We start from the raw sequence: 26762 nt of genomic DNA on the forward strand, positions 1-26762 counted from the left end.
CGCCCTACCCTTTTCCGGCGAGGCTCCCCATGACGTCCTGTACCTGCTGCTGGGTCAACGCGTCGGCGGGCAGCGGCTGTTGCGCGGACTCGGCGCGGAGCCCGTCGAGGAGGAAGGCGACCCCGCGGCGCCAGGCGTCCGGGGCGGTGTCGGCGAGGGCGCGGGCGAGGAGGGCGTGGGCGCCGAAGGTGAGGACGAGGTCGGCGCTGGTGAAGTCGGGGCGCAGGACGCCGGCCGCCCTGGCCTGCTCGACGAGCCGCTCGGCCGCGTCCATGGACTGGCCGCAGACGCTCATGAGGCGCTCGGCGCCCGGATAGCGGCCGCTGACCACGTCGGCGACGGCCGGGTCGGTGGCCTGGAGTTCGCAGAGCTTCTCGACGTAGTAGGCGAACGCCTCCCAGGCGTCGTCCAAGGAGAGGGCTTCCCTGGCGACCTCGTCGAGGCGGTCCGCCGCCAGATCGGTCACCACCTCGTCGATGAGGGCCTCGCGGCTGCCGAAGAGGTTGTAGAGCGTGCCGTGGCTCACGCCGGCCCGCCGGGCGATCTCCTTCAGCGGGACGTCGAGGCCGCGCTCCTGGAAGAGCTCGGCGGCGGCCGCCCGCAGCTTCTCCGCGTTCCGTCGCGCATCGGCCCGCATCCGCTCGTTCCTCCTGGTCGTGGCTGGGCGTCCCCATCGTCGCACGGTCGCGCCGACGGAAGTTGACTCCGGGGTCGACTTTGGTGCTACCGTCGTCGTAAGTTGACCCTAGGGTAAAGATACTGGAAGCAAGGAGCACCCATGTCCCAAGTGATCGCCGTCTTCGGCGCCGGTACCGGCCTCGGTGCCTCCGTCGCCCGCCGCTTCGGCCGCGAGGGTTTCCGCGTCGCCCTGGTGGCGCGGCGCAAGGAGCGCTTGGACGCCCTCGTCGAGGAGCTCGGGGGAGACGGCGTGGAGGCGGCCGGCTTCACCGCCGACCTGTCCAGGACCGCCGAGGTGCCGGAGCTGGTCGCGCGCATCCGCGACCGCTTCGGTCGCATCGACGTGGTCGAGTACGGACCGCTCGGCGGCGAGCACTCCTTCACCCCGGCCGCCCGGGTCGACGCCGCCGTACTGGAGAAGAGCCTCCCGCTCTTCCTGCTCACGCCTGTCGAGGTTGTCCGTGCCGTGCTGCCGGAGTGGACGGAGCGGGGCGACGGCGCCTTCCTCATGACCACAGGTGTCACGGCGATCCACCCACGGCCCGGGCTCAGCGGCCTGGGCCCTGTCGCGGCCGCGGCGCGCAACTATCTCCACTCCCTCAACGGCGAGTTGGCCGACGCCGGCATCTACGCCGGGACCCTCTCCGTGGGCGCGATGATCGCCCGCAGCGAGGCGAGCGAGACGGTCGCCGCGGAGGAGCTGGAGTCGCTCGCGGAGTTCCCGGTCGTCGACCCGGACGAACTCGCCGAGCAGTACTGGGAGATGTACACCGGGCGCGATGAGGTCGAGCGGGTCCACCCGCAGGCCGGGTAGCGCGCTTCCCGATCGGGCGGTTGCGCTCGGCGGCTGCGTCGCCGTGCCGCGCGCCTCCGTACCGTCGGCGCGCTGGAGCCGGGGTCGGCCGTGCCTCCTCGGCTCGGCGTTCACCGGGCGACCATGTGCGCGACGGTGTGCCCGGGGCCGTGCTGCCAGGGGGACGGTGCGACGGCGGCCAACTCCCCGGCGGAGAGGCCCTCCAGCGCCGCCAGCCAGTCGGCGCGCAGGCCGGTCAGCCACTCGACGGCGGGGCTCCCCGTGCCGGGCCAGGCCGAACTGCCGGCGGAGCAGGGGGAGTACGGGCGCGTCGTCCGGCGGGGAGGCCGTCGCGCGAGCTCGCACGGCGTTCGTGCGAGGGAACCGGTCGTCGGGTCAGGCGCCGAAGCGGCGGCGGGAGCTTTCGATGTCGCCCAGGTACCGATGGGTCCAGGCGCAGATGCCGTCGACGGTCGCCAGCAGGGCGCGGCCCGGTTCGGTGAGGGTGTACTCGACCCGCGGCGGCACGACGGGGTGCACCGTCCGCTCGACGAGGCCGTTTCGCTCCAGCATGCGCAGGTTCTGGGTGAGCATCTTGTGGCTGACGCCCTCGACCTTCCTCCGCAACTCGCTGAAGCGCAGCGTGTGTTCACCGAGCGCCTCGATGATCAGCAGCGCCCACTTATTGGCGACGTCCGAGAAGATCTCGCGGGCGAGCGTGTCCGCGCGCCGCAGGTCCGCCTCGTCGGGCGAGCCGCTGAACTGTTTGGTCACCAAGAGGTTCCCCACTCACTCAAAAGTGCGTTCTTCCACGTCAGCGACGACTCTCCTACGGTTCCCCGGTAACCACAAGAGAGCGGCCCGTACGCGGGCCCGTGCAAGGAGGCAACGCATGGCCGTCACTTATCTCCAGCCCGCAGGTCTGCCGCGGATCGACCTCTACCGACAGGTGTCCGTCGCCACCGGCTCCAAGCTCATCTCCGTTGCGGGGCAGGTCTCTTGGGACGAGGAGGGCAACACGATCGGCGGAGGCGACCTCGCCTCTCAGGTCGAGCAGTGCTACGTCAACGCCGGTACGGCCCTTGCGGCGGCCGGCGCCACGTTCGACGACGTCGTCAGGCTGCGGGTCTACGTGGCCGGGGGCTGGACTTCCGACCGGATGCCCCGCTTCGAGGAGGGCGTCGCACGCGCCGCCGCCAGGCTGGGGACCCGCCCTGTGCCGCCCGCCACGCTGATCGGCGTCGTCGCGCTGGACGTCCCCGACCATCTCGTCGAGGTCGAGGTCACCGCGGTCGTGGAGTGAACTACCCGTAGCACAACGGAAGTTGGGCGGCGCACAAGGGAACCGCCACCCCCGAAACGGCGTTTCACTCCACAAATGGCAATTGGTGTTGAGGGGGACAGCATCGTGTCGTTCGAAGAGGAATGGGCCGATCTCAAGGCCGCGGCGCAGGAACGGTTGCAGACGGGGACCAGGCTGGCGGGGGTCGGCACCAGCCCGGCACCAGGGCGGATGCCCGGTGCCCAGAACCTCGGGTTGGACGCCGCCCCCGTCCGGCGCATCGCGAACCGCACCCACACCGAGAACAGTGAGAGCGGCGACAGCAACAAGCTCGCCGACGCCGAGGCGGCGGGCCGGGCGCACCCCGGCTGGGAGTGCGGTCCGGTGAGCAACGACTGCGTCGACGCCTGGCAGGGCCGCCTCCGCGGCCTCAGCAGCCTCGTCGCGGACGCTGCCGACGGACTCAACGGCGCGATGGACGAGCAGATCGGCGGGGACCGCTCGGTCGCCGACCAACTCCGCAGCGGCGCCGAGTGGTTGGAGAACGCCTGATGGTCTCGGTGCCGGAGTTGAAGGAGGCGGAGCCGCAGAAGTGGCGGGACGCCGCGGAGGACGCCCTCGCGGCGGCGAGGCGCTGCGGCAGCATGTCGGCGCTGGCGGAGGAGGAGGTCGCCGCGACGCTCCTGCAGTGCTGGGCCGGGGACACGGGCGAGGCGGCACGCAGGAGGTTCGTCCAGCACGCAGAAGACTTCGAGGCCGCCAAACTGGTCCTCAAGAAACTCGTCCGCACCTACGATGACCTCGCCGACGCGGTCGAGACGGCCAAGGCCGACCTCGTCGGGGGCCTCTCCTACGCCGACTCGCACGACCTCGTCGTCGACGACAGCGGCCGCGTCCAACTGGCCACCCCGATCATGACGGCGCCGGGCGACGACAGCCACTTCGGCCCGCTCGACCACGCCGCCGAGGCGATCGGCGACGCGCTCACCAAGGCCACGGAGGCGGACCGGACGGCCACCGCTGCCCTGCGCCTCCTCGGCGCGATGACCGATATCACGGACCCGGCGCTGGCGAGGGAAGCCCTCCGCCAGGACAGCCCGCTCGCCGTCGCGCTGCGGCTCCAGAACGCGGGCGGGGGCGACCACTCGATCAACGTCTCGTCGTCGCAACTCGCCGCGGTCGAGCAGGCAGCCAGGGAGACGGGGGTCTCGAAGAAGCTGCTGCTCGCCACGCTCTGGCAGGAGCAGCAGTGGTACCAGCACATCGACGGGTCGCCGAACGGCCCCGCCTCCTTCTTCGGCCGGCCGTTCAACTGGCTGCTCTCGCAGACGATCAAGCCGGACAAGTCGCTCGGCATCACGCACATCAAGCCGGACACGGCCCGCACCGTGATGGAGAACCACCCCGACGCCTTCCTCGACACCGAGAACAACAGGCTCAGCGAGATGGACGACTCCCAACTCGCCAAGTACATCGAAGAGAACCCGAACGAGGCGATCCGGCTCAGCGCGTACCACTACAGCGATCTGCGGGAGCAGAGCGAGTACGGTGCCAGGACGGACAAGGACCTCTTCCTCCTCTACGCGGCCGACACCCCGGACGTCCGCGAGCTGAACGAGCAGTACGGCGACGAATCGGAGCCGCGCGGCGGGGACATCAGAACCCGCGGCGAGAACTGGGACCGCATCTCACCGCGGCTCGACGACGCCATGGCGTGGGAGCACCTCACGGAGGCCGAACGGCTGGAGGCCATGGAGCAGTTGGAGAGCCAGACGCCCGACGGGCAGTACGTCTACCTCGAACCGATCTACGGAGACGGCATCAGCATGGGCACCGGCACGGACACCGGCACCGACAGGTGGGAGCCCGAGCCGACGCCGTCCCCCAGCGCCAACCCGCCGCCGACCCCGCCGGAAGGTGACTGACACGTGCGCCGACTCGCTCTCGTCGTGGGGCTGGTCCTCGTGGTCCTCGCGCCGGTCGGCTACGCGCTCTTCCACCGCGAGGGCCCGCGCCCGCCCGTGCCGCTTCCCGAGGGCGTGCCGCGGGCTCCGTCCTACGACTCGGCGCCCGCCGTCGTCGCGCGGCTCGACGCGCGCGGCATCCCGTGCAAGGAGCTTCCGCGCGACTCGCGTGGGCAGCGCCTCGGTCAGCTGGTGGCGTGCGAGGCGACCGTCGACGGCCGGGAGGTCGGGCTCGACATCTACGTCGCCGCGCGCCGCGGCTTCGACCGCGACCGGGACCTGGGCACCATGGTGGCCAACAGCCGCGCCCGTCCCTACTTCCACACCCTCGTCGTGGCCGGCAACTGGAAGGTCCGCGTGCATCGGGCGCGGTTCGCCTCGGACATCGCCGAGGCGCTCGGCGGCGTCGTACTGAGACCGTTCGGGACGCCTCACCGCGAACTGCCGCCAGCGTGAGCGGTTTTCACAGCCCCGCCGTCCAACTTGCCTTCCAAAACGTCCAGTTCCGGCTGGCAACTCCGCTGCCAGCCGGAACTGTGGTTTTCAAGTGCCTTACGACGGGGGGGCGTTCAGCGCCGCAGTGAGTACTCGGGGCGCGGGGCCCGGTGGGTGTGCGTGAGGTGGCCGCGTACGGGCTCGGCCGGCTTCTCGACGGGCGGCGCGTCGGCGGCGTCCGAGCCGTCGGAGAACGCCGCGGTACGGGCCGGCTCGCGGCCCGTACCGCTCTGTGCGATATCTGCACCGCTGGTGGGTGCGGTGCGCGCGGCGGCGCGGGAGGCGAGTGCCGCACGCACGTAGGGGAGGGCGACGGCGACTGCGAGGCCCAACAGGAGGCCCACGACGGCGATCACCGCGGTCCCTGTGCCCGAGCGGGTCTGTGTCAGCCACAGCATGGCGAGCGTGGTGCAGACGACTGTGGCGGAACCGTAGGCGAGCTGTGCGGGGATCGGACGCGGCATGGCGGATTCCGCTCCTCGGGTGTCGGTCTCGGGGTTGGCAGCCGGTCGGGCTGCTCCGGCGGACGGTGCGGGCCTGCGGACGAACTACCGGCTGGAACACCGGCCGTCGGCGGCACGGGCTCCCGCCGGCGGATGCAGGCCCCCGGGTGGAGCGGAGCGCCTGCGAACGACTCTAGGGCCGAGATGCCCGGGCCGATACCGCGGTAAGCGTGACCTGTGGCACGCGCCTGTTGCACGGGGGGCGCACCGGCGCACGGTGCCACCGACCCCCCAAGTCCCTTGGCACGGCGTGCCGTTGCACGTCCGCCCCGCGCGCGGTCCGGTGTTTCCCCACGCGCCCGGGCGGCATTGGACGGGGACGCCGGCGACCCGCGTGCGGACGCGGATACGCACTCCGGCGTAGGGGCGTCCGCTGCCTACGTACGGCCTGACCGGCCTCCCCGCCACCGGCCCGGTGAGGGGTCCATCTCTCGTCGTCGGCACCGGACTTGGGGCCGGCTTTCCTCCAACCTCTGCCGCCGCTCCGGGCATCCGCCTCCGCGGCGGCGCATGGTGTTCGCAACTGTAATCTGACGGGGCGTCGGTCGTCATCGGTGCGGTACGACGTGGAGCCTGGGGCTCGGTGTCGCACCGAAGGGCGCTGCGACGCGGTGTGGTTCCGCGGTCACGCCGCCAACTGCGGCTGCAACGCGCGTAGTTGGCATGCGCACGGCTCAAGCGCATTCCGTCGGCCGGAAAGCCGAAGGGGCGGGCGACACGGCCGCGGGGGAGCGGCCCCCTCGCTTGAGCGCCGAGAACGGGCGGTCGCCTCCCCGGCGCGCCTCCGGCGTCGTCACGCAACGTATACAGGTGGGAGCAGAAAGGGTGGGCGGGGGTGTACCGGCGGATGGCGCGGCAGATCGGCGCATTGTGACCCCTCGCTGGCGAAGGGTGGGCAACCCGACGATCCGGGGATACCTGACAAAGCGTGCCTATTCGACTACGCACACCCCGAGTTGATCAAGGAGGATGCCGAGCGCGGGTGACGAGCGCAACAGATTGATTTGCATCGTTGCAGGTCAAAACATGATCGGGCGTTACCCCCCTGGCGGTCAGCGCTCAATCGCGTTTAGATGCCTTACTAGGTCCACCGAAGCCGAGTCTCACGGGGGAGATGTTGATCATGTCAGGAGGCGGATTCGTCAGGCTGCCCGACGGCAGCGTGATCGTTGCGCTGACCCTTCCGCGGCCCCGACCGGCGGGCGCCGCACCCAGGAGCGAGTCGCCCCCGCGGGTGTCACGCTCCGTGCAGAGAAGGCGACTGGAGATAGTCGAGGAGGCCGGGATGCGCCGCTGGTCGGCGGCGGCCGACGAGCCGCACACCGTCCGTGCGGCCGCCCCTCGCCGCCACGGCGACGAGCCCCGCGTCCGCGTCCTCGTCCACTCGGGGAACCGCGCACGCGCCCTCACACGCCTCCGCAACCTCGGCCTGCGCGCCGTCTACCTCAACGGCAACGCTGAGCCGCCCACGGCCGACGAGGTCACCGCCGTGCTCCACCACCCCGAGGGCCTCGTCTGGCGCGCCGTCCCCGAGGACAAGGCCGAGCCCTGGCACCCCATCGCCTCGCTCCTCCGCGTCGGCACGGCCTGACGGGCGCAGCCTCAGTTGCGCACGACGGGGGCGCCGAGCAGCTCGACGCCCGCCTTCCGCAGCTCCTCCAGCGCCTGCTCGGTCGTCTCGGCGGCCACGCCAGCCGTGAGATCGAGGAGGACCTGCGTGCGGAAGCCCTCGCGCTCCGCGTCGAGCGCGGTGGCCCGTACGCAGTGGTCGGTGGCGATGCCGACGATGTCCACTTCGGCGACGTCGCGCTGCCGCAGCCACTCGGCGAGCGGCAGCCCGTTCTCGTCCGCGCCCTCGAACCCGCTGTAGGCGGCGGTGTACTTCCCCTTGTCGAAGACGGCCTCGATCGCCCCGCCGGCGACCGCGGGGGCGAAGTTCGGGTGGAACCCCACCCCTTCGGTGCCCGCGACGCAGTGTGCCGGCCACGAGTCGACGAAGTCCGGGTGCGCCGAGAAGTGGCCGCCGGGGTCGACGTGGTGGTCGCGCGTGGCGACGGTGTGCCGGTAGCCGGCGGAGGCGTCGCCCACCAACTCCGTGATGGCGGCGGCGACATCGGCCCCGCCCGCGACGCCCATGCTGCCGCCCTCGCAGAAGTCGTTCTGCACGTCGACGACGATCAGTGCCCGGTGCATGGTCCACACCCTTCGGCCGGAGCGGTGGCGCCCGGCCTGATCCTGACCGGGTCGCCGGGGACGGCGGCGGCCGGTCGCACGCGTCCGGCGCGTCCACGGGGTTCGAGCGTAAGACACCCGTACGGAACGCGCAGCGCGCACCCCCTCCCGCCGGTGCGGCCGGACGAACGGGCCCCCACTGCCGGGCTCCGACTGCCGCCGTACGCAGGGGAGTCGGGCGCCGGTGGCTCAGAGGTGCTCGGTCGGCAGCACCGGCTCCCCGCGGGAGAGCTGCATCGCCGACATCGGCAGCCCCGCCACCGCGGCACGGTGCCGCTCCCGCGCCGCCGAGAGCGCCTCGCGGCCCACCGCCTCGCCACCCCTGAAGAACTCCCGCTGCACCAGGTGCGGCTCCAACTCGTCCGGCACGGGGCCCGTTCCGACGACCTCCGCCTCGGCCACGCCTGCCCCGTCGGGCCGCCGCGCGGCCCACTTGGCGCCCCCGAGCGACTGCTTCCCGCCCATCGACCGCTTCGCCACCGGCCGCAGCGGCGCCCCGGGTTCGTTCGAGTCGGCCCGCGCCACGAGCTTGTACACCATCGAGCACGTCGGATGCCCGCTCCCCGTGACGAGTTGGGTGCCGACCCCGTACGCGTCGACGGGGGCCGCCCCGAGCGAGGCGATGGCGTACTCGTCGAGGTCGCTGGTGACGACGATCTTCGTGTGCTCGGCGCCGAGCTCGTCCAACTGCTGGCGCACGCGGTGCGCGAGGAGGAGCAGGTCCCCCGAGTCGATCCGGACGGCGCCGAGTTCGGGCCCCGCGACTTCGACCGCTGTGCCGACCGCCTCGGCGACGTCGTAGGTGTCGACGAGGAGGGTGGTGCCGCGCCCCAGCGACTCGACCTGTGCGGTGAACGCGCCGCGCTCGGTGTCGTGGAGGAGGGTGAAGGAGTGCGCCGAGGTGCCGACGGTGGGGATGCCGTACCGGTGTCCCGCCGCGAGGTTGGAGGTGGTGTCGAAGCCGCCGATGTACGCGGCGCGCGAGGCGGCGACGGCGGCGAGCTCGTGGGTGCGTCTCGCGCCCATCTCCAGCATCGTCCGGCCGCGCGCCGCCAGCGCCATCCGCGACGCGGCGGCGGCGACGGCGGAGTCGTGGTTGAGGATGGAGAGCAGCACCGTCTCCAGCAGCACGCACTCCGCGAAGGTGCCCTCCACGCGGAGCAGGGGCGAGCCGGGGAAGTAGACCTCCCCCTCGGGGTAACCGACGATGTCGCCGCCGAACCGGTAGTCGGCGAGCCACTCCAGCGTCGGCTCGTCGACGACGCGGGCCTCGCGGAGGAACTGGAGCGTCGAGGAGTCGAAGCGGAAGTTCTCGACGGCGTCGATCACGCGCCCGTTCCCCGCCATCACGCCGTACCTGCGGCCGCCGGGGAGGCGCCGGGTGAAGACCTCGAAGGCCGAGCGCCGGTGCGCGGTGCCGTCCGCCAACGCCGCCTGCACCATGGTCAGTTCGTACTGGTCGGTGAAGAGCGCGGTGGAGGGCACGGAGACCGGCAGCCCCGCTGCCGCGTCCTGGTGCGCGGGCGCTGCCTCGCCTGGTCGGTCCACGGGACTCACCTCGTGCGTCGGATCTGCCGGCCCCTTCGTACGGCGGCCGGCGCTGTTGGTGTGCCTCGGTGCGCGTGACGGCGGTGCCCGCCGCCGGCGCGCCGAGGATACCCTTCATTTCGTCAGCATGACGATATAAGGCGGGGTGCCGCCGCTCCTCTCCGGGGCGACGAAGAGCCGGCTCTTTGTGCCGCAAACGGCGGCTGATGGCAGCATGGACCCCGTGAGTGTCGCGCCGACCGAGAAGCCGATGGAGACCGAGAACCCGGAGACCGGCGAGGAACATGCCGAGGTCCCCGCGGCGAACGTCCCGTGGGTCACCGTGGTCCACAACGACCCGGTGAACCTGATGAGTTACGTGAGCTACGTCTTCCAGGCATACTTCGGCTATTCGAAGGACAAGGCCAAGAAACTGATGATGGACGTGCACCACAAGGGCCGGGCGATCGTCTCCACCGGCAGCCGCGAGGAGATGGAGCGGGACGTCCAGGCGATGCACAGCTACGGCCTCTGGGCCACGCTCCAGCAGGACCGCTGATGGCCGGGTACTTCGAGGCCACCTCGGACGGCGCCGCCGTCGCGCTCGACGAAGTCGAGATCTCCATCCTCCGCAGCCTCACCGTCCAACTCCTGGAGCTGATCGGCCCCGGCGACGCGGACTCCGGCAGCGAGGAGGCCGACCCGCTCGACGCCCTCTTCGCCGAGGGCCCGAGCGAGCCCCCCACCGACCCGGCGCTCGCCCGCCTCTTCCCCGACGCGTACGGCGGAGGCCCCGGCGGGACACCGGAGGCGGAGACGCCGGAGGCACAGGCCGAGGCGGCCGAGGCGCGCTCGGCCTCCGCCGAGTTCCGCCGCTACACCGAGACCGACCTGCGCGCCGGCAAGCGCGACGCCGGCCTCACCGTCGTCCGCTCCCTCGACACGCTGCAACCGGCCGAGGGCGGCGCCGTCCTCACGCTGGGCCCCGAGGACTCCCGCGTCTGGCTCGGCGTCCTCAACGACCTGCGGCTGGCGCTCGGCGCCCGCCTGGAGATCACCGACGACGAGGACAGCGGCGAGCTCTACCAGCTCCCCGACTCCGATCCGCGCAAGCCGATGGTGATGGCCTTCCTCTGGCTGGGCGGCCTCCAGGAGACGCTCGTCGAGACCCTCCTCCCCTGACCCGCTCCGCCCCAAGAGCCCCGCACCGCACGCCGGTTGCGGGGCTCCGCTGCTGCTGCCCCGGGCGCCCCGCACCCGCCGTCCGGTGGTCCCGCGGCCGGTCGCCGCTTCGCCGGCGCCCGGCGGTGGTACGGCTGCGTCTGCGAGCCAGGCGCACGCCCGGGGGCGCATGGCGGCCGACGGCCGTGGGCCGCGCCCCCGGACCGCGAGCCGGCCGGACGAGCGCCGGCCGAGGGAGAGAGGCGGGGCCACATATGACCTCCGAGCAGGTCGAAGAACCACCGCCGCCGGAGGAGCCGACGGGCCCCGCGCGGGGCGTCAGCCCGACCGCGTCGGGCGAGGAGGGGTACCGCAGGGGGCTCGGCAGCCGGCAGATCCAGATGATCGCGATCGGCGGCGCCATCGGCACCGGGCTCTTCCTCGGCGCCGGCAAGACGATCCACAGGGCCGGGCCGAGCATCATCCTGGCGTACGCGGTCGCCGGCGTGGTGATCTACTTCATCATGCGGGCGCTCGGCGAACTCCTCATGTATCGCCCGGTGTCCGGTGCCTTCTCCGAGTACGCGCGGGAGTTCCTCGGCCCCTTCTTCGGCTTCGCCACCGGCTGGACGTACTGGCTCTTCTGGGTCGTCACCGGCATGACGGAAGTGACCGCCGCGGCCACCTACGTCCACTACTGGTGGCCGGGGCTGCCGCAGTGGACATCGGCGCTCGCCTTCACGCTGCTGCTCTACGCGGCGAACCTGATCTCCGTGAAGATCTTCGGGGAGATGGAGTTCTGGTTCTCGATGGTCAAGGTCACCGCGATCATCGGGATGATCCTCGTCGGCCTCGGCGTGATCACCTTCGGGTTCTCCGCCGCCGGCTCCAACGCCTCCTTCGACCAACTCTGGTCGCACGACGGCTTCTTCCCCAAGGGCGTGGGCGGCACCCTGATGACGCTCCAGCTCGTGATGTTCTCCTTCGTCGCCGTCGAGCTCGTCGGCGTGACCGCCGGTGAGTCGAAGACGCCGGCGAAGGACCTGCCGCGGGCGATCAACACCGTCCCCTGGCGGATCGCCCTCTTCTACGTCGGGGCGCTGACCGTGATCCTCTCCGTCGTCTCCTGGACCGCCTTCGAGCCCGGCACGAGCCCGTTCGTCGCCGCCTTCGCCCGGATCGGGCTCCCCGCGGGCGCGGGGATCGTCAACTTCGTCGTGCTCACCGCGGCGCTCTCCTCCTGCAACTCGGGGATGTACTCCACCGGCCGGATGCTGCGGGACCTGGCGCGCAACGGGCAGGGCCCGGCCTTCCTCACCAGGCTCAGCGGCAACGGCCTCCCGCTGCTGGGGACGACGGTCTCGGTCGCGCTGATGCTCGTCGGCGTCTGGATCAACTACCAGTGGCCCTCAAAGGCGTTCGACTACGTGGTCTCCTTCGCCACCATCTCCGGCATGTGGGCCTGGATCATGATCCTGCTCGCGCAGCTCCGCTACCGGCGGCTCTCCGACCGCGGCCTCCTCCCGCGCTCCCCGTTCCGCGCGCCCGGCACGCCGTACACGAGCTGGTTCGCGCTCGGCTTCATCGGGCTGACGCTCGCCGTGATGGCCGTCGACCCGGACGCGCGCATCTCCCTCTACGGGGCGCCGATCTGGGCCGCGCTCCTGGTCACCGCCTACCGGATGCTCAAGTCGCGCGCCCCCGAGATCTTCGACGAGCCCCGGCCCTGAGGCGGCTCGGCGCCCCGATTGCGCGGACATGAGCGGAGAAGGCGGCTCTACTTCCTTGCACAGTACGGAAGTTGAGTCCTACCTGCCCTTTGTCAAGGTCGTGATCTGCGAGTTCTCCTGTGGTAGGAACGGCTGACCGCTCGCCTACGGTTCGCCGCGCCCGTCCGGTCGATGCGGGAAAAACCGTCCGCACGGCCAAAGGACATGCATGGCGACTGAATCCTGGACCGACCGAGTCGACAGCACGATCAACGATCTCGTCGACCCGGTCTCGACCCTGCTGAACGACCTCGTCTTCTACGAGGTCAACGTCTTCGGCGCGAGCATGCCGCTGATCGTGGCCTGGCTCGTCATAGCCGGCCTCGTCTTCTCCTGCTACTTCGGCTTCGTGCAGGTCCGCCGCATGCCGCTGGCGCTGCGGCTGGTGCGGGGCAAGTACGACCAGCCGGACGCGCCGGGCGAGCTCAGCCACTTCCAGGCGCTCACCTCCGCCGTCTCCGGGACGGTCGGCCTCGGCAACATCGCGGGCGTCGCCATCGCCGTCTCGATCGGCGGCCCCGGTGCGACGTTCTGGATGATCCTCTGCGGATTCCTCGGCATGGCCACCAAGTTCGTCGAATGCACGCTCGGCGTGAAGTACCGGAAGATCAACGAGGACGGGACCGTCTCCGGCGGCCCCATGCGCTATCTCACCCACGGCCTCGCCGAGCGCGGACTGCCCGGGCTCGGCAAGGTGCTCGCCTTCTGCAGCGCCGTGATGGTCCTCTTCTTCGCCTTCTTCGGGGGCAACCTCTTCCAGGTCAACCAGTCCCTCGAGCAGCTCACAGCGGTGACGGGCAAGGAGGACAGCATCTTCGCCTCCTCGGGCGGCTCGCTCGCCTTCGGCGTCGTCCTCGCGCTGCTCATCGGGCTCGTGCTGCTCGGCGGCGTGAAGGCGATCGGCCGTGTCACCAGCCGCCTCGTGCCCGCGATGGCCCTCGTCTACATCGCCGGCTGCCTCGTCGTGATCGGCTTCAACATCGGCTCCGTCCCGTCCGCGCTCGTCACCATCGTCACCGAGGCGTTCAACCCGCAGGGCGTCGCCGGCGGCCTGATCGGCGCCCTGATCATCGGCTTCCAGCGGGCCGCCTGGTCCAACGAGGCCGGCATCGGCTCGGCGTCGATCGCCCACGCGGCCGTGAAGACGAAGCGCCCCGCGACCGAAGGGCTCGTCGCCTCGCTCGAACCCTTCGTCGACACCGTCATCGTCTGCACCATGACCGCCGTCACCATCGTCATCGCCGGCGGGCCGCTCTACGAGAGCCTGCGCGACAAGGCCGCGGCCGGTGAGGAGGTCGACACCGGCACGGGCGCCGGGATCTCGGTCACCTCCGACGCCTTCGAGACGGCGCTGCCGTGGTTCCCCTACGTCCTCACCGTCGCGGTGCTGCTCTTCGCCTTCTCCACCGCGCTCACCTGGAGCTACTACGGCCTGAAGACCTGGTCGTTCCTCTTCGGCGAGAACCGCGCCTCGGTCCTCGTCTACAAGGTGGTCTTCAGCCTCGTCACCATCGCGGGCGCGCTCCTCTCCCTCGGCGCCCTCGTCGACCTCTCCGACGCCGTCCTCTTCGGCGCCGCGCTCTTCAACATCGCCGGCCTCTACCTGCTGATGCCGATCGTCAAGCGGGAGCTGCGGAAGGTGCTCGACTACGCCCGGCGCAAGGATGCAGGCGACTCGGACGAGGAGATAGAGCGCGACGAAGCACGTGCGGAGGAGGCGACGCAGGTCGGCTGATGCGAGCGGACCGCCGCCCGAGCCCCGCGGCGGCGGTCCGCGACCGCCCGCCTCGCCCGAACAGCCGGCGATTAGTCTGGGCCGCATGCTGACCCTCACCCAGGAGTTGCACGACCGCATCGTCGCGCACGCCCGCAAAGACCACCCGGACGAGGCATGCGGCGTGGTCGCCGGGCCGGCCGGCGAAGGACGCGCCGAGCGGTTCATCCCGATGTTCAACGCCGCGCGCTCGCCCACCTTTTACGAGTTCGACTCGCAGGACCTGCTGAAGCTCTACCGCGAGATGGACGACCGGGACGAGGAGCCGGTGGTGATCTACCACTCGCACACGGCCACCGAGGCGTACCCGTCCCGCACCGACATCACCTACGCCAACGAGCCGGGCGCCCACTACGTTCTCGTCTCGACCGCCGAGTGCGGCAACGACGAGGGCCCGTTCTCCTTCCGGTCCTTCCGCATCGTGGAGGGCGAGGTCACCGAGGAGGAGGTGCGGCTCGTCGAGGCGTACGCCTGACCGCGTGCGCCGGCGGGCGGGTGTCCACATACGCGTCCGCACATCGGGACGCAGCTCGGGTGCCGGCACGGGAATCGATACGATGACCCCATGGTTGTCCACCGTGTGAGCGCATTCGAGAACGCCGCGGGCAGCCTGCTCGTAGGCCGCCTGCACGTGGATCTGTGCCGCCTCGCCAGCGCCGTCTGTCCCGCGCGCAGCGCCGCCGTCTGAGCCGCGAAGGGCAGCCCGCCGGCGAGGGGCTGCCGCCGTGTGCCGAGCCGCACCGGGCGCCTGCGCCGCCCGCACCCCACCTCATTCACAGGAGCACGATCATGGCCATCGAGGTCCGCATCCCGACCATCCTCCGCACCTACACGGACGGCCAGAAGGCCGTCGAGGGCACCGGCGCCTCCGTCGGCGAGCTCTTCCGCGACCTGGAGACCCGGCACACCGGCATCGAGGAGCGCCTCGTCGACGGCGGTGAGCTGCGCCGCTTCGTCAACGTCTACCTCAACGACGAGGACGTCCGCTTCCTCGACGGCATCTCCACCGAGCTCAAGGACGGCGACAACGTCACCATCCTGCCCGCGGTCGCCGGCGGCAGTGCGGAAGCCGAGACGTCCGCCTGATGCGCTACGACTCCCCCTTGGCCGCGGTGGGGAACACCCCGCTCGTGCACCTGCCGCGGCTCTCACCCTCGGAGTCGGTGCGGATCTGGGCGAAGCTGGAGGACCGCAACCCGACCGGCTCGGTGAAGGACCGCCCGGCGCTCCACATGGTCGAGCAGGCCGAGAAGTCGGGCCGGCTCACGCCCGGTTGCACGATTCTGGAGCCGACCTCGGGGAACACCGGCATCTCGCTGGCGATGGCGGCGAAGCTCAAGGGCTACCGGATCGTCTGCGTGATGCCGGAGAACACCAGCGAGGAGCGGCGCCAGCTCCTCGCGATGTGGGGCGCGGAGATCGTCGCCTCACCGGCGGCCGGCGGCTCCAACACCGCCGTGCGCGTCGCCAAGGAGCTGGCGGCCGAGTACCCGGACTGGGTGATGCTCTACCAGTACGGCAACGAGGACAACGCCGGGGCGCACTACGCGGGCACGGGCCCGGAGATTTACGCCGACCTCCCCTCGATCACCCACTTCGTCGCGGGACTCGGCACCACGGGCACGCTCATGGGCGCGGGCCGGTACCTGCGCGAGCAGAAGCCGGACGTCCGGATCGTCGCCGCCGAGCCCCGGTACGACGACCTCGTCTACGGGCTCCGCAACCTCGACGAGGGGTTCGTCCCCGAGCTCTACGACGAGTCCGTGCTCACCACGCGCTTCAGCGTCTCCTCCGAGGACGCCGTCACTCGGACGCGTGAACTCCTCGCGCAGGAAGGCGTCTTCGCCGGCGTCTCGACGGGCGCCGCGCTGCACGCCGCGATCGGCGTCGGCAAGCGGGCGCTCCGCGAGGGCGAGGACGCCGACATCGCCTTCGTCGTCGCCGACGGCGGGTGGAAGTACCTCTCGACCGGCGTCTACACGGCCGAGTCCACCGAGGCGGCCGTCGAGCTGCTCCAGGGACAACTCTGGGCCTGAGCAAGGACGTTGCCCAGGCCGCAGCACCGGCCCCGGTTCCGCCAGGCGCGGACCGGGGCCGAAGTGCGCCGGAACGCCGGCCCGTTGGGCGCCGGGTCAGCCCTGCCCGTCCCGGACCCGCCGCCACAGCGCGGCGTCGACACGGCCCGCGCGGTGCCTGAGGTCCGTGAGCTCCACGTCCTCGCCGGGCCCTCCGGTGCGTACCCGCGGGGTCCCCGCGTCCGCGTCCCTGGCGCTCACCGACGCGGGCGGCAGCGGCAGTTCGTCCGCGCCGGGAGCCGACTCGGAGGCCGTGACGCGGGCGACGCGGGCACGCCCGCCGTGCACGCGGAGGACGAGGCAGAGGCGCATGCCGGGCGGCGTGTGCGGCTCGGGCGAGGGCTCGTCGACGGCCCACCACACCTCGCCGGGTGCCGGCGTACCCGGCTGCTGCGGCCTGCGGCGCGCACCGAGCCTCCCCCGCCCGTCGACCACGGCCGTGACGAGCGCGAGCGCGACGACCACGCCGAGCGCGACCCACCATGCCTTCTCCACCGCGCCACCTCCCCGGCCCCGCCGGTCCGTTGTGTGCGCGCCCAGTCTCGCGCGGACGGACCGCGATCGGAGCCGCGCCGCCCGTACCTCGCGCTGGTGATTCCGCCCACACCGCCGCACTGCGGAGGAGCGCGGAGGACCCGGGCGGCTTACGCTCGAAAGCCCCTCGTCAGCGTCGTCGTGGGCGACGGCACTGGCAGGGCGCGCCGAAAGTCCGCGCACCGTCGTCCACGGAGGTCCCGCTCGATGAAGCTCACCGTCCTCGGCTGCTCGGGCTCGTTCCCGTCGACCGAATCGGCCTGCTCCAGCTACCTGGTGGAGGCCGACGGCTTTCAGCTCCTCCTCGACCTGGGCAACGGCGCCCTCGGCGAACTCCAGCGCCACACGGGCCTGTACGACCTCGACGCCATCGCGCTCAGCCACCTCCACAGCGACCACTGCGTCGACATGTGCGCGTACTTCGTCGCCCGCTACTACCGCCTCGACGGCGGCCGTTGCTCGCCGATGCCGGTCTACGGGCCGCAGGGCACCGAGCAGCGGCTCACCACCGCGTACGGCGACACCCCTTCCGACTCCTCGATGAGCGAGGTCTTCGACTTCCGGACCGTCGCCTCGGGACACGTCTTCGACGCCGGTCCTTTCCGGGTCACGGCGGCGCTCGTCGACCACCCGGTGGAGGCGTACGCATACCGGGTCGAGCACCGCGCGACGGGGCGCACCCTCACCTACTCGGGGGACACGGGTCCCTCGGAGGCGCTGGACGAACTGGCAAGCGGGAGCCACCTGTTCCTCTGCGAGGCGTCGTTCACCGACGGCAAGGAGCACATCCCGGGGCTCCACCTCAACGGCCGCGAGGCGGGCGAGGCCGCGGTCCGCGCCGGTGTCGAGCGCCTGCTGCTCACCCACATCCCGCCGTGGACCGACCCGCAGATCAACGCGCGGGACGCGAAGGGTGTCTTCCGGGGCCCGGTGGAGATCGCGCGGGTCGGCGCCGTGCACGAGGTCTGACCGTCCGGCGCTCACTTGCTGTATTTCTGCCCCTCGTCCTCGGGGGCGGTCTCCTCCGGCTCGCGTCCGGGCGTCTTGAGGTCGAACTTGGTGATGACGAAGCGGAAGACGGTGTAGTAGATCACCGCGAAGCCGAGTCCGATCGGCACGATGAGCCAGGGTTTCGTCGCGAGGCTCCAGTTGATGACGTAGTCGATGAGCCCGGCGGAGAAGCTGAACCCGTCGTGGACGCCGAGCGCCCAGGTGACCGCCATCGAGGCGCCGGTGAGCACCACGTGGATGCCGTAGAGCAGCGGTGCGACGAAGAGGAAGCTGAATTCCAGCGGCTCGGTGACGCCCGTGACGAACGAGGTGAGCGCCACCGAGAGCATCAGCCCTCCGACCTCCTTGCGGCGCTCGGGCCGTGCGGCGTGCGTGATCGCGAGGGCCGCGGCAGGCAGCGCGAACATCATGATCGGGAAGAAGCCGGAGAGGAACTGCCCCGCCGACGGGTCGCCCGCGAGGAACCTGTTGATGTCGCCGTGGACCTCGGTGCCGTCCGGTTTCTCGTAGGAACCGAACTGGAACCACATGAAGGTGTTCAGGAACTGGTGCAGCCCGACCGGGATCAGCGCCCGGTTGGCGAGGCCGAAGAGCCCGGAGCCCCAGGAGCCCATGTTCGTCAGCCACTTGCTGAAGTCGGTGAGCGCGTCCCCGATCGGCGGCCAGACCCACTGGCAGAGCACCGCGAAGCCGAGCGCCACGAACGCCATCACGATCGGCACGAGCCGCCGGCCGTTGAAGAACCCCAGCCAGTCGACGAGCTTGACGCGGTGGAGCCGCTGCCAGAACCAGGCGGTGAGGAGCCCCATGACGATGCCGCCGAAGACGCCCGGGTTCTGGAAGGTCGCCGGCTCGGTGGAGCCGTCCCCCGCGACGCAGGCCCCGTCGGAGAAGTCCATGCCGCCGGGGCACTCGGGGAACTGCTGGAGGATGTTGTAGTAGACGAGGAACCCGGCGACGGCGGCGAGCGCCGTCGAGCCGTCGGACTTCTTCGCCATCCCGATCGCGACGCCGACGCAGAACAGGAGCGGGAGGCCGAGCGCGGAGTCGAGGAGGGCGCTGCCGGCGCCGAGGAACACCTTGGCGACGTTGGTCCAGCCGATCCCCTCGTCGCCGAAGAGGTCGGGCTGCCCGAGCCGGTTGAGGATGCCGGCGGCCGGGAGCACCGCGATGGGCAGTTGCAGGCTGCGGCCCATCTTCTGGAGCCCCTGGAAGAACTGCGAGCCCACGCTTCCCCATCGGCCCCGTGGCGACGCCGCGCTCTCTGCGCTCACCTGTCACCTCCTCGCCCCGTTCGGCCGCCCGCTACGTTCTCGGGAGCCGCCAAGTAACCGTCATCATTCGCCACCAAGCAGTCATACGCCCGCGAAGGTGGGCCGAACGTGGGCTAACGTGAACACACCCGGAACGGCACCGGCGTTCGACCCGGCGGCCGACGGAACCGGCGAGCGGCGTCGAGGCCAGGAGGAGCAGATGGCGAACAAGGCGGAGAAGATCGTGGCGGCGCTCGGCGGGCTGGAGAACATCGAGGAGGTCGAGGGATGCATCACTCGGCTGCGGACCGAGGTGCACGACCCGGCCCTCGTCGACGAGGCGGCGCTCAAGGCCGCCGGCGCCCACGGCGTCGTGAAGATGGGCACGGCAGTGCAGGTGGTGATCGGCACCGACGCGGACCCGGTCGCCAACGAGATCGAGGACATGCGGTGATCCGCTTGCGGGCAGGGGGAGTTGGGGCGGCGCGGAAGCGTCCGTTCCGTTCGGTGGCCTGATCTCCACGTACGCCCCTCGCCCCGGCGAGGAGACCCCCGAGCGGCGGATAGGGTCGGGGCCATGGATCGCATCGACGGCCGTACGGCCGAACAGCTGCGCGCTGTCACCATCGAACGCGGCTGGAGCAAGCACGCCGAGGGGTCCGTCCTGGTCTCCTTCGGCGACACCAGGGTGCTCTGCACCGCCAGCCTCACCGAGGGCGTGCCCCGCTGGCGCAAGGGCAGCGGCCAGGGCTGGGTCACGGCCGAGTACGCCATGCTGCCCCGTGCCACCAACACCAGGGGCGACCGGGAGTCCGTCCGCGGCCGCATCGGCGGGCGCACCCACGAGATCTCCCGGCTCGTCGGCCGCTCGCTGCGCGCCGTGATCGACTTCAAGGCGCTCGGCGAGAACACGGTCGTCCTCGACTGCGACGTGCTCCAGGCCGACGGCGGCACCCGTACCGCCGCCATCACGGGCGCCTACGTCGCGATGGCGGACGCCGTCGCCTGGGCCCAGGAGAAGAAGCTCGTCAAGGCGAAGGCGCAGCCGCTCACCGGTTCGGTCTCCGCCGTCAGTGTCGGCATCGTCGACGGCACCCCGCTCCTCGACCTGAAGTACGAGGAGGACGTCCGCGCCGAGACCGACATGAACGTCGTCTGCACCGGCGACGGGCGCTTCGTCGAGGTGCAGGGGACGGCCGAGGGGCAGCCGTTCTCGCGCGACGAGCTCGACGGTCTGCTCGACCTCGCCGCGGCCGGCTGCGCCCAACTCGACGGTGTCCAGCGGCAGGTGCTCGGCAACTGAACCGGCGCGGCTTTCGCCGGCCGGGTGCAACCTTTTCGTCGCCCCGGAAACTTCGCGGACTTCTCGAACGTCATACCTGGTACGGGCCGCGCGGGTCGAACCGTGCGGTCCGTCCAGCTTTCTCGCGGGGCCCCGGCAGGCGCGGCGGCCCCGGCGGGATAATCGCCGCATGAGCCACACCCTGATCCTCGCCACCCGCAACGCACACAAGGTCGTCGAGCTGCGCGCCATCCTCCAGGGCGCCGGGCTCGACGTCGAACTCGTCGGGGCCGACGCCTACCCCGAGGTCCCCGACGTCAAGGAGACGGGCGTCACCTTCGCCGAGAACGCGCTGCTCAAGGCGCACGCGCTCGCCGAGGCCACCGGCCTGCCCGCCGTCGCCGACGACTCGGGGCTCTGCGTCGACGTGCTCGGCGGGGCGCCCGGCATCTTCTCCGCGCGCTGGTCGGGCCGGCACGGCGGCGACGCCGTCGACCGCGCCAACCTGGAGCTCCTCCTCGCCCAGCTCTCCGACATCGACGAGCCGCACCGCGGCGCCCACTTCGCCTGCGCGGCGGCACTGGCGCTCCCCGACGGCACGGAGCGCGTCGTCGAAGGCCGCCTCACCGGCACCCTGCGGTACGCGCCGGCGGGCGAGGGCGGGTTCGGCTACGACCCGATCCTTCAGCCGGAGGGCGAGACCCGCACCTGCGCCGAGCTGAGCGCCGAGGAGAAGAACGCCCTCAGCCACCGCGGCAAGGCGTTCCGCGCGCTCGTCCCCGTCGTACGGGAGCTCCTCGGCTGAGCCTGACGCGCCTCAACCGCCCGGCGTCCCCCACCCGTTCACACCCCTTGCCGATACGAAAACGTATCCGATACGTTCGCGTATCGGGAGGGGCCGATGGACGGGACGACGCAGCTCGACGGCAAAGCGAGGCGCACCACCGCGCGCCGCGCGCAGACCCGGCGCAGGCTGCTCGACGCCGCGCTCCGGGCCTTCGCCGAAGAGGGCTTCGGCCGCACGACGGTCGAGAGCGTCTGCGCACGCGCCGGGTTCACCCGGGGCGCCTTCTACTCCAACTTCTCCTCCCTCGACGAACTCTTCCTCGCCATGTGGGAGGAGCGCTCCGCACGGATGCTCCACGACCTCCGCGAGGCCCTCGCCCAGGTGCCGGCCGCGGCGCCCGAAGAGGCCCTGCGCGCCGCGCTCGCCGCCGTCGGCGTGGACGACGAATGGCACAGGATCACCGCCGAGTTCACCGCGCACGCGCTGCGCACGCCCGGCCTGCGGCGCATCGTCGCCGCCCGTGAGCAGGCGATCCGGGAGACCCTCGTCCCGGTCCTCACAGGCGCCCTGCGCCGGGCCGGTCGCGACGTCCCCGACGAGGCGGCGCTCGGCAGCGCGCTCGTCGCCGTCCACGACGGCACCTCCGTACAGGTCCTGCTGGAGCCGGGGAGCGAGGACGCCCTCAGGCACCGCGAGGAGCTCTTCCGCCACGTCCTCTACGCCTACAGCCGACCGACTCCCCGCGACGCAGGGGCACTTGAGCCACCTGCCCCGGAGGAGACCCCGCACCCCGAGGAGCCGCACCGTGCCTGAGGACGCCGACGTCATCGTGGTGGGGGCCGGCCTCGCCGGCCTCGTCGCCACGTACGAACTCGCCCGCGCCGGGCGCCGGGTGCTCGTCGTCGACCAGGAGAGCGACGCGAACCTCGGCGGACAGGCGCACTGGTCGCTCGGCGGGCTCTTCCTCGTCGACAGCCCCGAGCAACGGCGCATGGGCATCCGCGACTCCGAGCAACTCGCCCTCGCCGACTGGCTCGGCTCCGCCGCTTTCGACCGCCCGCGCGAGGACCGCTGGCCGCGCCGCTGGGCCGAGGCGTACGTGCACTTCGCGGCGGGCGAGAAGCGCAGCTACCTCCGCGGGCTCGGGCTGCGTCTCACGCCCAACGTCGGCTGGGCCGAGCGCGGCGACGGCACGGCCTCGGGGCACGGGAACTCCGTACCGCGGTTCCACCTCGCGTGGGGGACGGGGCCCGAAGTGGTGCGCGTCTTCCGGGAACCGGTGCAGGCGGCGGCCGCGCGCGGCCTCGTCCGGTTCGCGCACCGGCACCGCGTGGAGGAGCTGCTCGTCGAGGACGGCGCGGCCGTCGGGGTGCGCGGCAGCGTGCTCGCAGCCGACCCGGCGGCGCGGGGCGTCGCCTCGTCCGACGAGGTGGAGGGCGAGTTCGAGGTGCGGGCCCAGGCGGTCGTCGTCACCTCGGGCGGCATCGGAGGCAACTCCGCGCTGGTGCGGAAGAATTGGCCGGTCGAGCGGCTCGGCGAGGCCCCGCGCTCGATGATCACCGGCGTCCCCGCCTACGTCGACGGGCGGATGCTGGAGACGGCCGAGCGCGCCGGGGCCTCCCTCGTCAACCGCGACCGGATGTGGCACTACACCGAGGGGATAAAGAACTGGGCGCCCGTCTGGCCCGACCACGCGATACGCATCATCCCCGGGCCGTCCTCGCTCTGGCTCGACGCCACGGGGAAGCGGCTCCCGGCGCCGTACTTCCCCGGGCACGACACCCTCGGCACGCTGCGGCACATCCTCGGCACGGGGCACGAGCACACCTGGTTCGTCCTGACGCGCTCGATCGTGGAGAAGGAGTTCGCGCTCTCCGGCTCCGAGCAGAACCCCGATCTCACGGGCAAGGACCTCAAGTTGACGCTCTCCCGCGTGAAGAAGGGCGCCCCCGGGCCCGTCCAGGCGTTCCTCGACCACGGCGAGGACTTCGTGCAGGCCCGCAGCCTCCGCGCACTCGTCGACGGGATGAACCGCGTCGCACCGGAACCCGGCCTCGACGCCGCGCAGGTCGAGCGCGAGGTGCTCGCCCGCGACCGGGAGGTGGACAACGCGTACTCCAAGGACCTCCAGTTGATGTCGGTCCACAACGCCCGCTCCTACCGGGCCGATCGGCTCACCCGCGTCGCCAGGCCGCACCGCCTCCTCGACCCGGCGCACGGACCGCTCGTCGCCGTCCGCCTCCACCTGCTCACCCGCAAGACCCTCGGCGGCCTGGAGACGACCCTCGACTCCCAAGTCGTGCGCCCGGACGGCGAGTTCTTCGACGGCCTCTACGCGGCGGGCGAGGCCGCCGGCTTCGGCGGCGGCGGCGTCCACGGCTACAACGCGCTGGAGGGCACCTTCCTCGGCGGCTGCATCTTCTCCGGCCGCGCGGCCGGCCGCGCCCTCGCCAGGAGCCTCGCGTGACGCCGGCGGGCGAGCGCCGGACCGCCCTCGTCACCGGCGCCTCCTCGGGGATCGGCGCCGCGGTCGCCGCCGCGCTCGTCGCGCGCGGGGTGCGCGTCCTCGGGACGAGCCGCGCCCCCGAGAAGCTGGCCGAGCCGCTCGACGGCGTCACCTACCTGCCGCTCGACCTCGGCGACGACTCCTCGATCGAGGAGTGCGCCGCGGCGGCGGGAGACGTCGACATCCTCGTCAACAACGCGGGCGAAAGCCAGAGCGGTCCGCTGGAGGAGCTGCCGCCCGAGGCAGTGCGGCGCCTCTTCCAGCTCAACGTCTTCGGCGCCGTGCGCCTCACCCAGCTCCTGCTCCCCGGCATGCGCCGACGGCGGTACGGGCGGGTCGTGATGGTCGGCTCGATGCTCGCGAGCTTCCCCCTGGCTTACCGCTCCTCGTACGTCGCGTCCAAGGCGGCGCTGCGGGGGTTCGCCAGCGCGGCGAGGCGCGAGGCGGCGCCGTGGGGCGTCGGGGTCACCACAGTCGAGCCGGGCTCGATCAACACGGGGATCAGCGAGCGCCGCACGCAGTACCTCCGCGAGGATTCGCCGTTCGCGGACGAGTACCACGCCATGCTGCGCGCACTCAACGCCAACGAGGCCGACGGGACCTCGCCCGAGAAGGTCGCGCAGACCGTCCTCCGCGCGATCGAGGCCCGCAGGACCAAGCCGCTGTACGCGGTGGGGAGTTCGGCCCGGCTCGTCTTTCCGCTGCGGCGGCTCCTGCCGCGATCGGCCGTGGAGCGCATCGTGCAGCGGCGGCACGGGTTGGGGTGAACCGGGCGCCGAGGGACGGGGCTGACGCCCGACGACCATGCATTACACGTCCGCCCACTCGTACGACACCCGCACCGACCGCTTGACCCGACTGTCGAGGCGAAGAAGAGCGGAGGGCACCAGTGGAACCGGAGTTCCTCGTCGTCCTTGCGGTAGCCTTCGTCTTCGGCCTCCTGTGCGCGCTCGCTCCCCACTCCGTCATCAGGGCAGCACGCGCGCTCTCGGCCAAGGCGGGCGCCGAGAAGCGACGCCTCAGTCGTGGGAGGACGAGGGCCCTGCGGTTCCTCGGCGTCGTCATTGCGCTCGGAGTTCCCGCTTTCACGTATCTCAGCCGAGGTGACCTGTGAGCCGGCACGGTGCTCTCGTGCGTCTCACCGGGCTCGGGCGCGAAAAGGGAACAAGGCCGGCGCTGGAAACGCCGAGCCGGCCTCCGTCGGCCCCGAACCCGTCTGCTGCCTCGTCACCCGCCGCCAACTCCGGTCGCCACGTTGGCCGTTCTCCAGAGCGCCGCGTGCGGCGAAGGTGTGGCGAAAGCCCCCGACCCGCTACACCTCACAGGCGTCTTTGCAGGCCAGGGGCCATAACTCCGGGTGCGGCCGGTGGGATTCGAACCCACATGGGATTGCTCCCAAGGGCACCTAAAACCCTCGCTTATACCATTCAGCAACGGCCGCCGGAACGACGGTTATCGTACCCGGTCGCCCCCGCGCGCAGGAGCCCGGACCGCGCGCCGCCCGGTGGGCGCGCGGTCCGAGGGCTCAGCGCTGGTTGGAGGACTGCTTCCGGACCAGCTCCTTCGCCTCCTCCTCCGTGGAGACCGACGGAGGCGAGCCGTCGAGCGGCTGCTGCGCCGTCTCGCGCATGCAGAGCACCGCGATGATCCCGAGGAGCGCGGCGCCCGAGGCGTAGAAGGCGGGGGCGAGGTTGTTGCCCGTGGAGTCGACGAGGTAGGTCATGATGCCGGGCGCCGTGCCGCCGAAGATCGACGTCGCCACGTTGTAGCCGATCGAGAGGGAGCCGTACCGCACCTTCGTCGGGAAGAGCGCCGGGAGCGTCGCCGACATCGTGCCGAGGAGGCAGACGAGGCAGGCCCCGAGGACGAGCAGCCCGCCGACGGCGGCGAGGAAGTTGCCCAGCCGGAAGAGCTGGAAGGCCGGCACCGTCAGCACGAGGAACCCGAGCATCCCGGCGAGCAGTATCGGCTTCCTGCCCACCCGGTCGCTGAGCCTGCCGATCTGCTGGAGGACCGTCATCATCGCCACCATCGCGATGATCGCCGCGACCAGCTCCATCGAACCCGAGTACCCCATCTCGCTCGTCAGGTACGCCGGCATGTACGAGAGGAGCATGTAGTCGGTGATGTTGTACGCGGCGACGAGGCCGATGCAGAGCAGCAGCCGCTGCCACTGGCCCGCGAAGATCGCGGAGAACTCCCGCTTCGGGGTGTTCTCGGCGGCCTTCGGCGCACTGCGCGCCTCGGCTGCGGCGTTGGCCGAGTGGGAGAGCTCCTCGACCTGCTTGCGGAACGCGGGCGTCTCCTCCAGCTTCAGCCGCAGGTAGAGCCCGACGACGCCGATCGGCCCGCCGACGAGGAACGGGATGCGCCAGCCCCAGTCGAGCATCGTCTGCTCGCCGAGCGTCGTGTTGAGGAGGAGGACGAGCGCCGCCGCGCCGGTGTAGCCGGCGAGCGTGCCCAACTCGAGGAAGCTGCCGAAGAAACCGCGCCGCTTGTCCGGTGCGTACTCCGCGATGAAGGTCGCGGCGCCGCCGTACTCACCGCCCGTCGAGAACCCCTGCACCATGCGGCAGACGAGCAGCAGGACGGGGGAGGCGACCCCGATCGTGGCGTAGGAGGGGATGAGCCCGATGGCGAAGGTGCCGGCCGCCATGAGGACCATGGTCAGCGCGAGCACCTGTTTGCGGCCGATGCGGTCGCCGAGCGGGCCGAAGAACAGCCCGCCGAGCGGCCGTACCAGGAACGAGGCGGCGAACGCGGTGAACGAGGCGAGGAGTTGGGTCGCCCCCGCACCGGGGAAGAAGACCTTGCCGATGATGACGGCGAGGTAGGAGTAGATCCCGAAGTCGAACCACTCCATCGCGTTGCCGACGGCTGCGGCCTTCGTCGCCCTGCGCACCGTGGGCTCGTCGGTGACCGTGATGTCGCTGCGGCGCACGCGCGGGTTGAGTCGGCGCGCGATGGCGCGGTACAGGGGTCGATGGCGTTTGAGCGCCGCCTCGTCGGGCGGCGCGGCCTCGGGGTCCATGGCAGATCTGTACCGCGCCTGCGCCCGCGCCGCTCGCCCGGTCGGCGTACGGGTTACGTTCTTCGTGCTGTCGACTGCGGGGTCGCCGCCCGACGAACTGCGGGC

The 26762-nt window shown here is 71.6% G+C and carries 30 protein-coding genes and 1 tRNA gene; 22 read left to right on the top strand and 9 right to left on the bottom strand.

Annotation, left to right across the window (positions count from 1 at the left end; translation table 11 throughout):
* Positions 1-4: 4 nt before the first annotated feature.
* Positions 5-637 (bottom strand): TetR/AcrR family transcriptional regulator, encoded by a 633-nt coding sequence (locus F603_RS0126920; protein ID WP_019549046.1) that lies wholly within the window; start codon positions 635-637, stop codon positions 5-7.
* Positions 638-778: 141 nt separating this feature from the next.
* On the opposite strand from F603_RS0126920, the gene F603_RS0126930 reads away from it, so the two are divergent.
* Positions 779-1492: an SDR family NAD(P)-dependent oxidoreductase gene (locus F603_RS0126930; RefSeq protein ID WP_019549047.1), complete on the top strand. Its 714-nt coding sequence runs from the start codon at positions 779-781 to the stop codon at positions 1490-1492.
* A 375-nt stretch (positions 1493-1867) separates the two neighbouring features.
* Here the strand turns inward: F603_RS0126930 and F603_RS0126935 are convergent, their stop codons facing one another.
* Positions 1868-2248 carry a winged helix-turn-helix transcriptional regulator gene (locus F603_RS0126935; RefSeq protein WP_026328744.1) on the bottom strand — a complete coding sequence of 127 codons (381 nt, stop codon included), beginning with the start codon at positions 2246-2248 and terminating at the stop codon, positions 1868-1870.
* 115 nt (positions 2249-2363) lie between these two features.
* On the opposite strand from F603_RS0126935, the gene F603_RS0126940 reads away from it, so the two are divergent.
* From F603_RS0126940 to F603_RS0126955, 4 genes are all read left to right on the top strand, one after another.
* Complete coding sequence (locus tag F603_RS0126940; RefSeq protein WP_019549049.1) at positions 2364-2774, top strand: RidA family protein; 411 nt, start codon at positions 2364-2366, stop codon at positions 2772-2774.
* Positions 2775-2849: 75 nt separating this feature from the next.
* Positions 2850-3305: a hypothetical protein gene (locus F603_RS0126945; RefSeq protein WP_158678699.1), complete on the top strand. Its 456-nt coding sequence runs from the start codon at positions 2850-2852 to the stop codon at positions 3303-3305.
* Positions 3305-4678, top strand: coding sequence for a hypothetical protein (locus tag F603_RS0126950; protein WP_019549051.1), 1374 nt, complete (start codon positions 3305-3307; stop codon positions 4676-4678). Before F603_RS0126945 ends, F603_RS0126950 begins: the two co-directional genes overlap by 1 nt.
* 3 nt (positions 4679-4681) lie before the next feature.
* Positions 4682-5173 carry a hypothetical protein gene (locus tag F603_RS0126955; RefSeq protein ID WP_019549052.1) on the top strand — a complete coding sequence of 164 codons (492 nt, stop codon included), beginning with the start codon at positions 4682-4684 and terminating at the stop codon, positions 5171-5173.
* Positions 5174-5286: 113 nt separating this feature from the next.
* Here the strand turns inward: F603_RS0126955 and F603_RS0126960 are convergent, their stop codons facing one another.
* A complete protein-coding gene (locus F603_RS0126960; protein WP_019549053.1) occupies positions 5287-5676 on the bottom strand; it encodes a hypothetical protein in 390 nt (129 codons plus the stop codon).
* A 1285-nt stretch (positions 5677-6961) separates the two neighbouring features.
* On the opposite strand from F603_RS0126960, the gene F603_RS33640 reads away from it, so the two are divergent.
* A complete protein-coding gene (locus F603_RS33640; protein ID WP_106431417.1) occupies positions 6962-7306 on the top strand; it encodes a hypothetical protein in 345 nt (114 codons plus the stop codon).
* Between the two features lie 11 nt (positions 7307-7317).
* On the opposite strand, the gene F603_RS0126970 is transcribed toward F603_RS33640, so the two are convergent.
* Entirely contained in the window at positions 7318-7908 is a 591-nt protein-coding gene (locus tag F603_RS0126970) for an isochorismatase family protein (RefSeq protein WP_019549055.1), read from the bottom strand.
* 228 nt (positions 7909-8136) lie between these two features.
* Positions 8137-9495 (bottom strand): nicotinate phosphoribosyltransferase, encoded by a 1359-nt coding sequence (locus F603_RS0126975; protein WP_019549056.1) that lies wholly within the window; start codon positions 9493-9495, stop codon positions 8137-8139.
* Between the two features lie 214 nt (positions 9496-9709).
* On the opposite strand from F603_RS0126975, the gene clpS reads away from it, so the two are divergent.
* The 8 genes from clpS to F603_RS0127010 all read left to right on the top strand — a co-directional run bounded on the left by clpS (position 9710) and on the right by F603_RS0127010 (position 16214).
* Positions 9710-10033 (top strand): ATP-dependent Clp protease adapter ClpS, encoded by a 324-nt coding sequence (gene clpS, locus F603_RS0126980; RefSeq protein WP_026328747.1) that lies wholly within the window; start codon positions 9710-9712, stop codon positions 10031-10033.
* Positions 10033-10656 carry a DUF2017 domain-containing protein gene (locus F603_RS0126985; protein ID WP_019549057.1) on the top strand — a complete coding sequence of 208 codons (624 nt, stop codon included), beginning with the start codon at positions 10033-10035 and terminating at the stop codon, positions 10654-10656. Before clpS ends, F603_RS0126985 begins: the two co-directional genes overlap by 1 nt.
* A gap of 254 nt (positions 10657-10910) precedes the next feature.
* Positions 10911-12365: an amino acid permease gene (locus F603_RS0126990; RefSeq protein WP_019549058.1), complete on the top strand. Its 1455-nt coding sequence runs from the start codon at positions 10911-10913 to the stop codon at positions 12363-12365.
* Positions 12366-12573: 208 nt separating this feature from the next.
* Positions 12574-14139, top strand: coding sequence for an alanine/glycine:cation symporter family protein (locus F603_RS0126995; protein WP_019549059.1), 1566 nt, complete (start codon positions 12574-12576; stop codon positions 14137-14139).
* Between the two features lie 85 nt (positions 14140-14224).
* Positions 14225-14653, top strand: a complete 429-nt coding sequence (locus F603_RS0127000; protein WP_019549060.1) for a M67 family metallopeptidase — start codon at positions 14225-14227, stop codon at positions 14651-14653.
* 90 nt (positions 14654-14743) lie between these two features.
* Positions 14744-14866, top strand: a complete 123-nt coding sequence (locus tag F603_RS36330) for a putative leader peptide (protein WP_272943204.1) — start codon at positions 14744-14746, stop codon at positions 14864-14866.
* A gap of 101 nt (positions 14867-14967) precedes the next feature.
* Positions 14968-15264, top strand: a complete 297-nt coding sequence (locus F603_RS0127005) for a MoaD/ThiS family protein (protein WP_019549061.1) — start codon at positions 14968-14970, stop codon at positions 15262-15264.
* Positions 15264-16214, top strand: a complete 951-nt coding sequence (locus F603_RS0127010) for a PLP-dependent cysteine synthase family protein (RefSeq protein ID WP_019549062.1) — start codon at positions 15264-15266, stop codon at positions 16212-16214. Before F603_RS0127005 ends, F603_RS0127010 begins: the two co-directional genes overlap by 1 nt.
* A gap of 96 nt (positions 16215-16310) precedes the next feature.
* On the opposite strand, the gene F603_RS0127015 is transcribed toward F603_RS0127010, so the two are convergent.
* Positions 16311-16748 carry a hypothetical protein gene (locus F603_RS0127015; protein WP_019549063.1) on the bottom strand — a complete coding sequence of 146 codons (438 nt, stop codon included), beginning with the start codon at positions 16746-16748 and terminating at the stop codon, positions 16311-16313.
* 246 nt (positions 16749-16994) lie between these two features.
* Between F603_RS0127015 and F603_RS0127020 the strand changes: the two genes are divergently transcribed.
* The gene (locus F603_RS0127020; RefSeq protein ID WP_019549064.1) at positions 16995-17756 is read left to right on the top strand and encodes an MBL fold metallo-hydrolase; all 762 of its coding nucleotides are present in this window, start codon (positions 16995-16997) and stop codon (positions 17754-17756) included.
* 11 nt (positions 17757-17767) lie between these two features.
* Here F603_RS0127020 and F603_RS0127025 read toward each other — a convergent pair whose 3' ends face one another.
* Positions 17768-19072, bottom strand: coding sequence for a PTS transporter subunit EIIC (locus F603_RS0127025; RefSeq protein WP_026328748.1), 1305 nt, complete (start codon positions 19070-19072; stop codon positions 17768-17770).
* Here F603_RS0127025 and F603_RS36335 point away from each other — a divergent pair.
* The 7 genes from F603_RS36335 (at position 18969) to F603_RS0127060 (ending at position 24740) form a co-directional block, all read left to right on the top strand.
* Complete coding sequence (locus tag F603_RS36335) at positions 18969-19505, top strand: PTS sugar transporter subunit IIB (protein WP_281168913.1); 537 nt, start codon at positions 18969-18971, stop codon at positions 19503-19505. The genes F603_RS0127025 and F603_RS36335 overlap by 104 nt on opposite strands.
* Before the next feature lie 123 nt (positions 19506-19628).
* On the top strand, positions 19629-20354 hold the full coding sequence (gene rph / locus F603_RS0127035) for a ribonuclease PH (RefSeq protein ID WP_019549067.1): 726 nt from the start codon (positions 19629-19631) through the stop codon (positions 20352-20354).
* A 169-nt stretch (positions 20355-20523) separates the two neighbouring features.
* Positions 20524-21138 carry an RdgB/HAM1 family non-canonical purine NTP pyrophosphatase gene (rdgB, locus tag F603_RS0127040; RefSeq protein WP_019549068.1) on the top strand — a complete coding sequence of 205 codons (615 nt, stop codon included), beginning with the start codon at positions 20524-20526 and terminating at the stop codon, positions 21136-21138.
* Positions 21139-21234: 96 nt separating this feature from the next.
* Positions 21235-21933: a TetR/AcrR family transcriptional regulator gene (locus F603_RS0127045; protein WP_019549069.1), complete on the top strand. Its 699-nt coding sequence runs from the start codon at positions 21235-21237 to the stop codon at positions 21931-21933.
* Positions 21926-23587 (top strand): FAD-binding dehydrogenase, encoded by a 1662-nt coding sequence (locus F603_RS0127050; protein WP_019549070.1) that lies wholly within the window; start codon positions 21926-21928, stop codon positions 23585-23587. Before F603_RS0127045 ends, F603_RS0127050 begins: the two co-directional genes overlap by 8 nt.
* Positions 23584-24393: an SDR family oxidoreductase gene (locus F603_RS0127055; RefSeq protein ID WP_019549071.1), complete on the top strand. Its 810-nt coding sequence runs from the start codon at positions 23584-23586 to the stop codon at positions 24391-24393. The genes F603_RS0127050 and F603_RS0127055 overlap by 4 nt, the downstream gene beginning before the upstream one ends.
* A gap of 122 nt (positions 24394-24515) precedes the next feature.
* On the top strand, positions 24516-24740 hold the full coding sequence (locus tag F603_RS0127060) for a hypothetical protein (RefSeq protein WP_019549072.1): 225 nt from the start codon (positions 24516-24518) through the stop codon (positions 24738-24740).
* A gap of 244 nt (positions 24741-24984) precedes the next feature.
* Here F603_RS0127060 and F603_RS0127065 read toward each other — a convergent pair.
* Positions 24985-25067, bottom strand: a tRNA-Leu gene (locus F603_RS0127065).
* Positions 25068-25151: 84 nt separating this feature from the next.
* Positions 25152-26657 carry an MFS transporter gene (locus F603_RS0127070; RefSeq protein WP_019549073.1) on the bottom strand — a complete coding sequence of 502 codons (1506 nt, stop codon included), beginning with the start codon at positions 26655-26657 and terminating at the stop codon, positions 25152-25154.
* Between the last annotated feature and the right edge of the window lie 105 nt (positions 26658-26762).

It is taken from the genome of Streptomyces sulphureus DSM 40104, assembly GCF_000381025.1.
GTDB classification, from domain to species: domain Bacteria; phylum Actinomycetota; class Actinomycetes; order Streptomycetales; family Streptomycetaceae; genus Streptomyces; species Streptomyces sulphureus.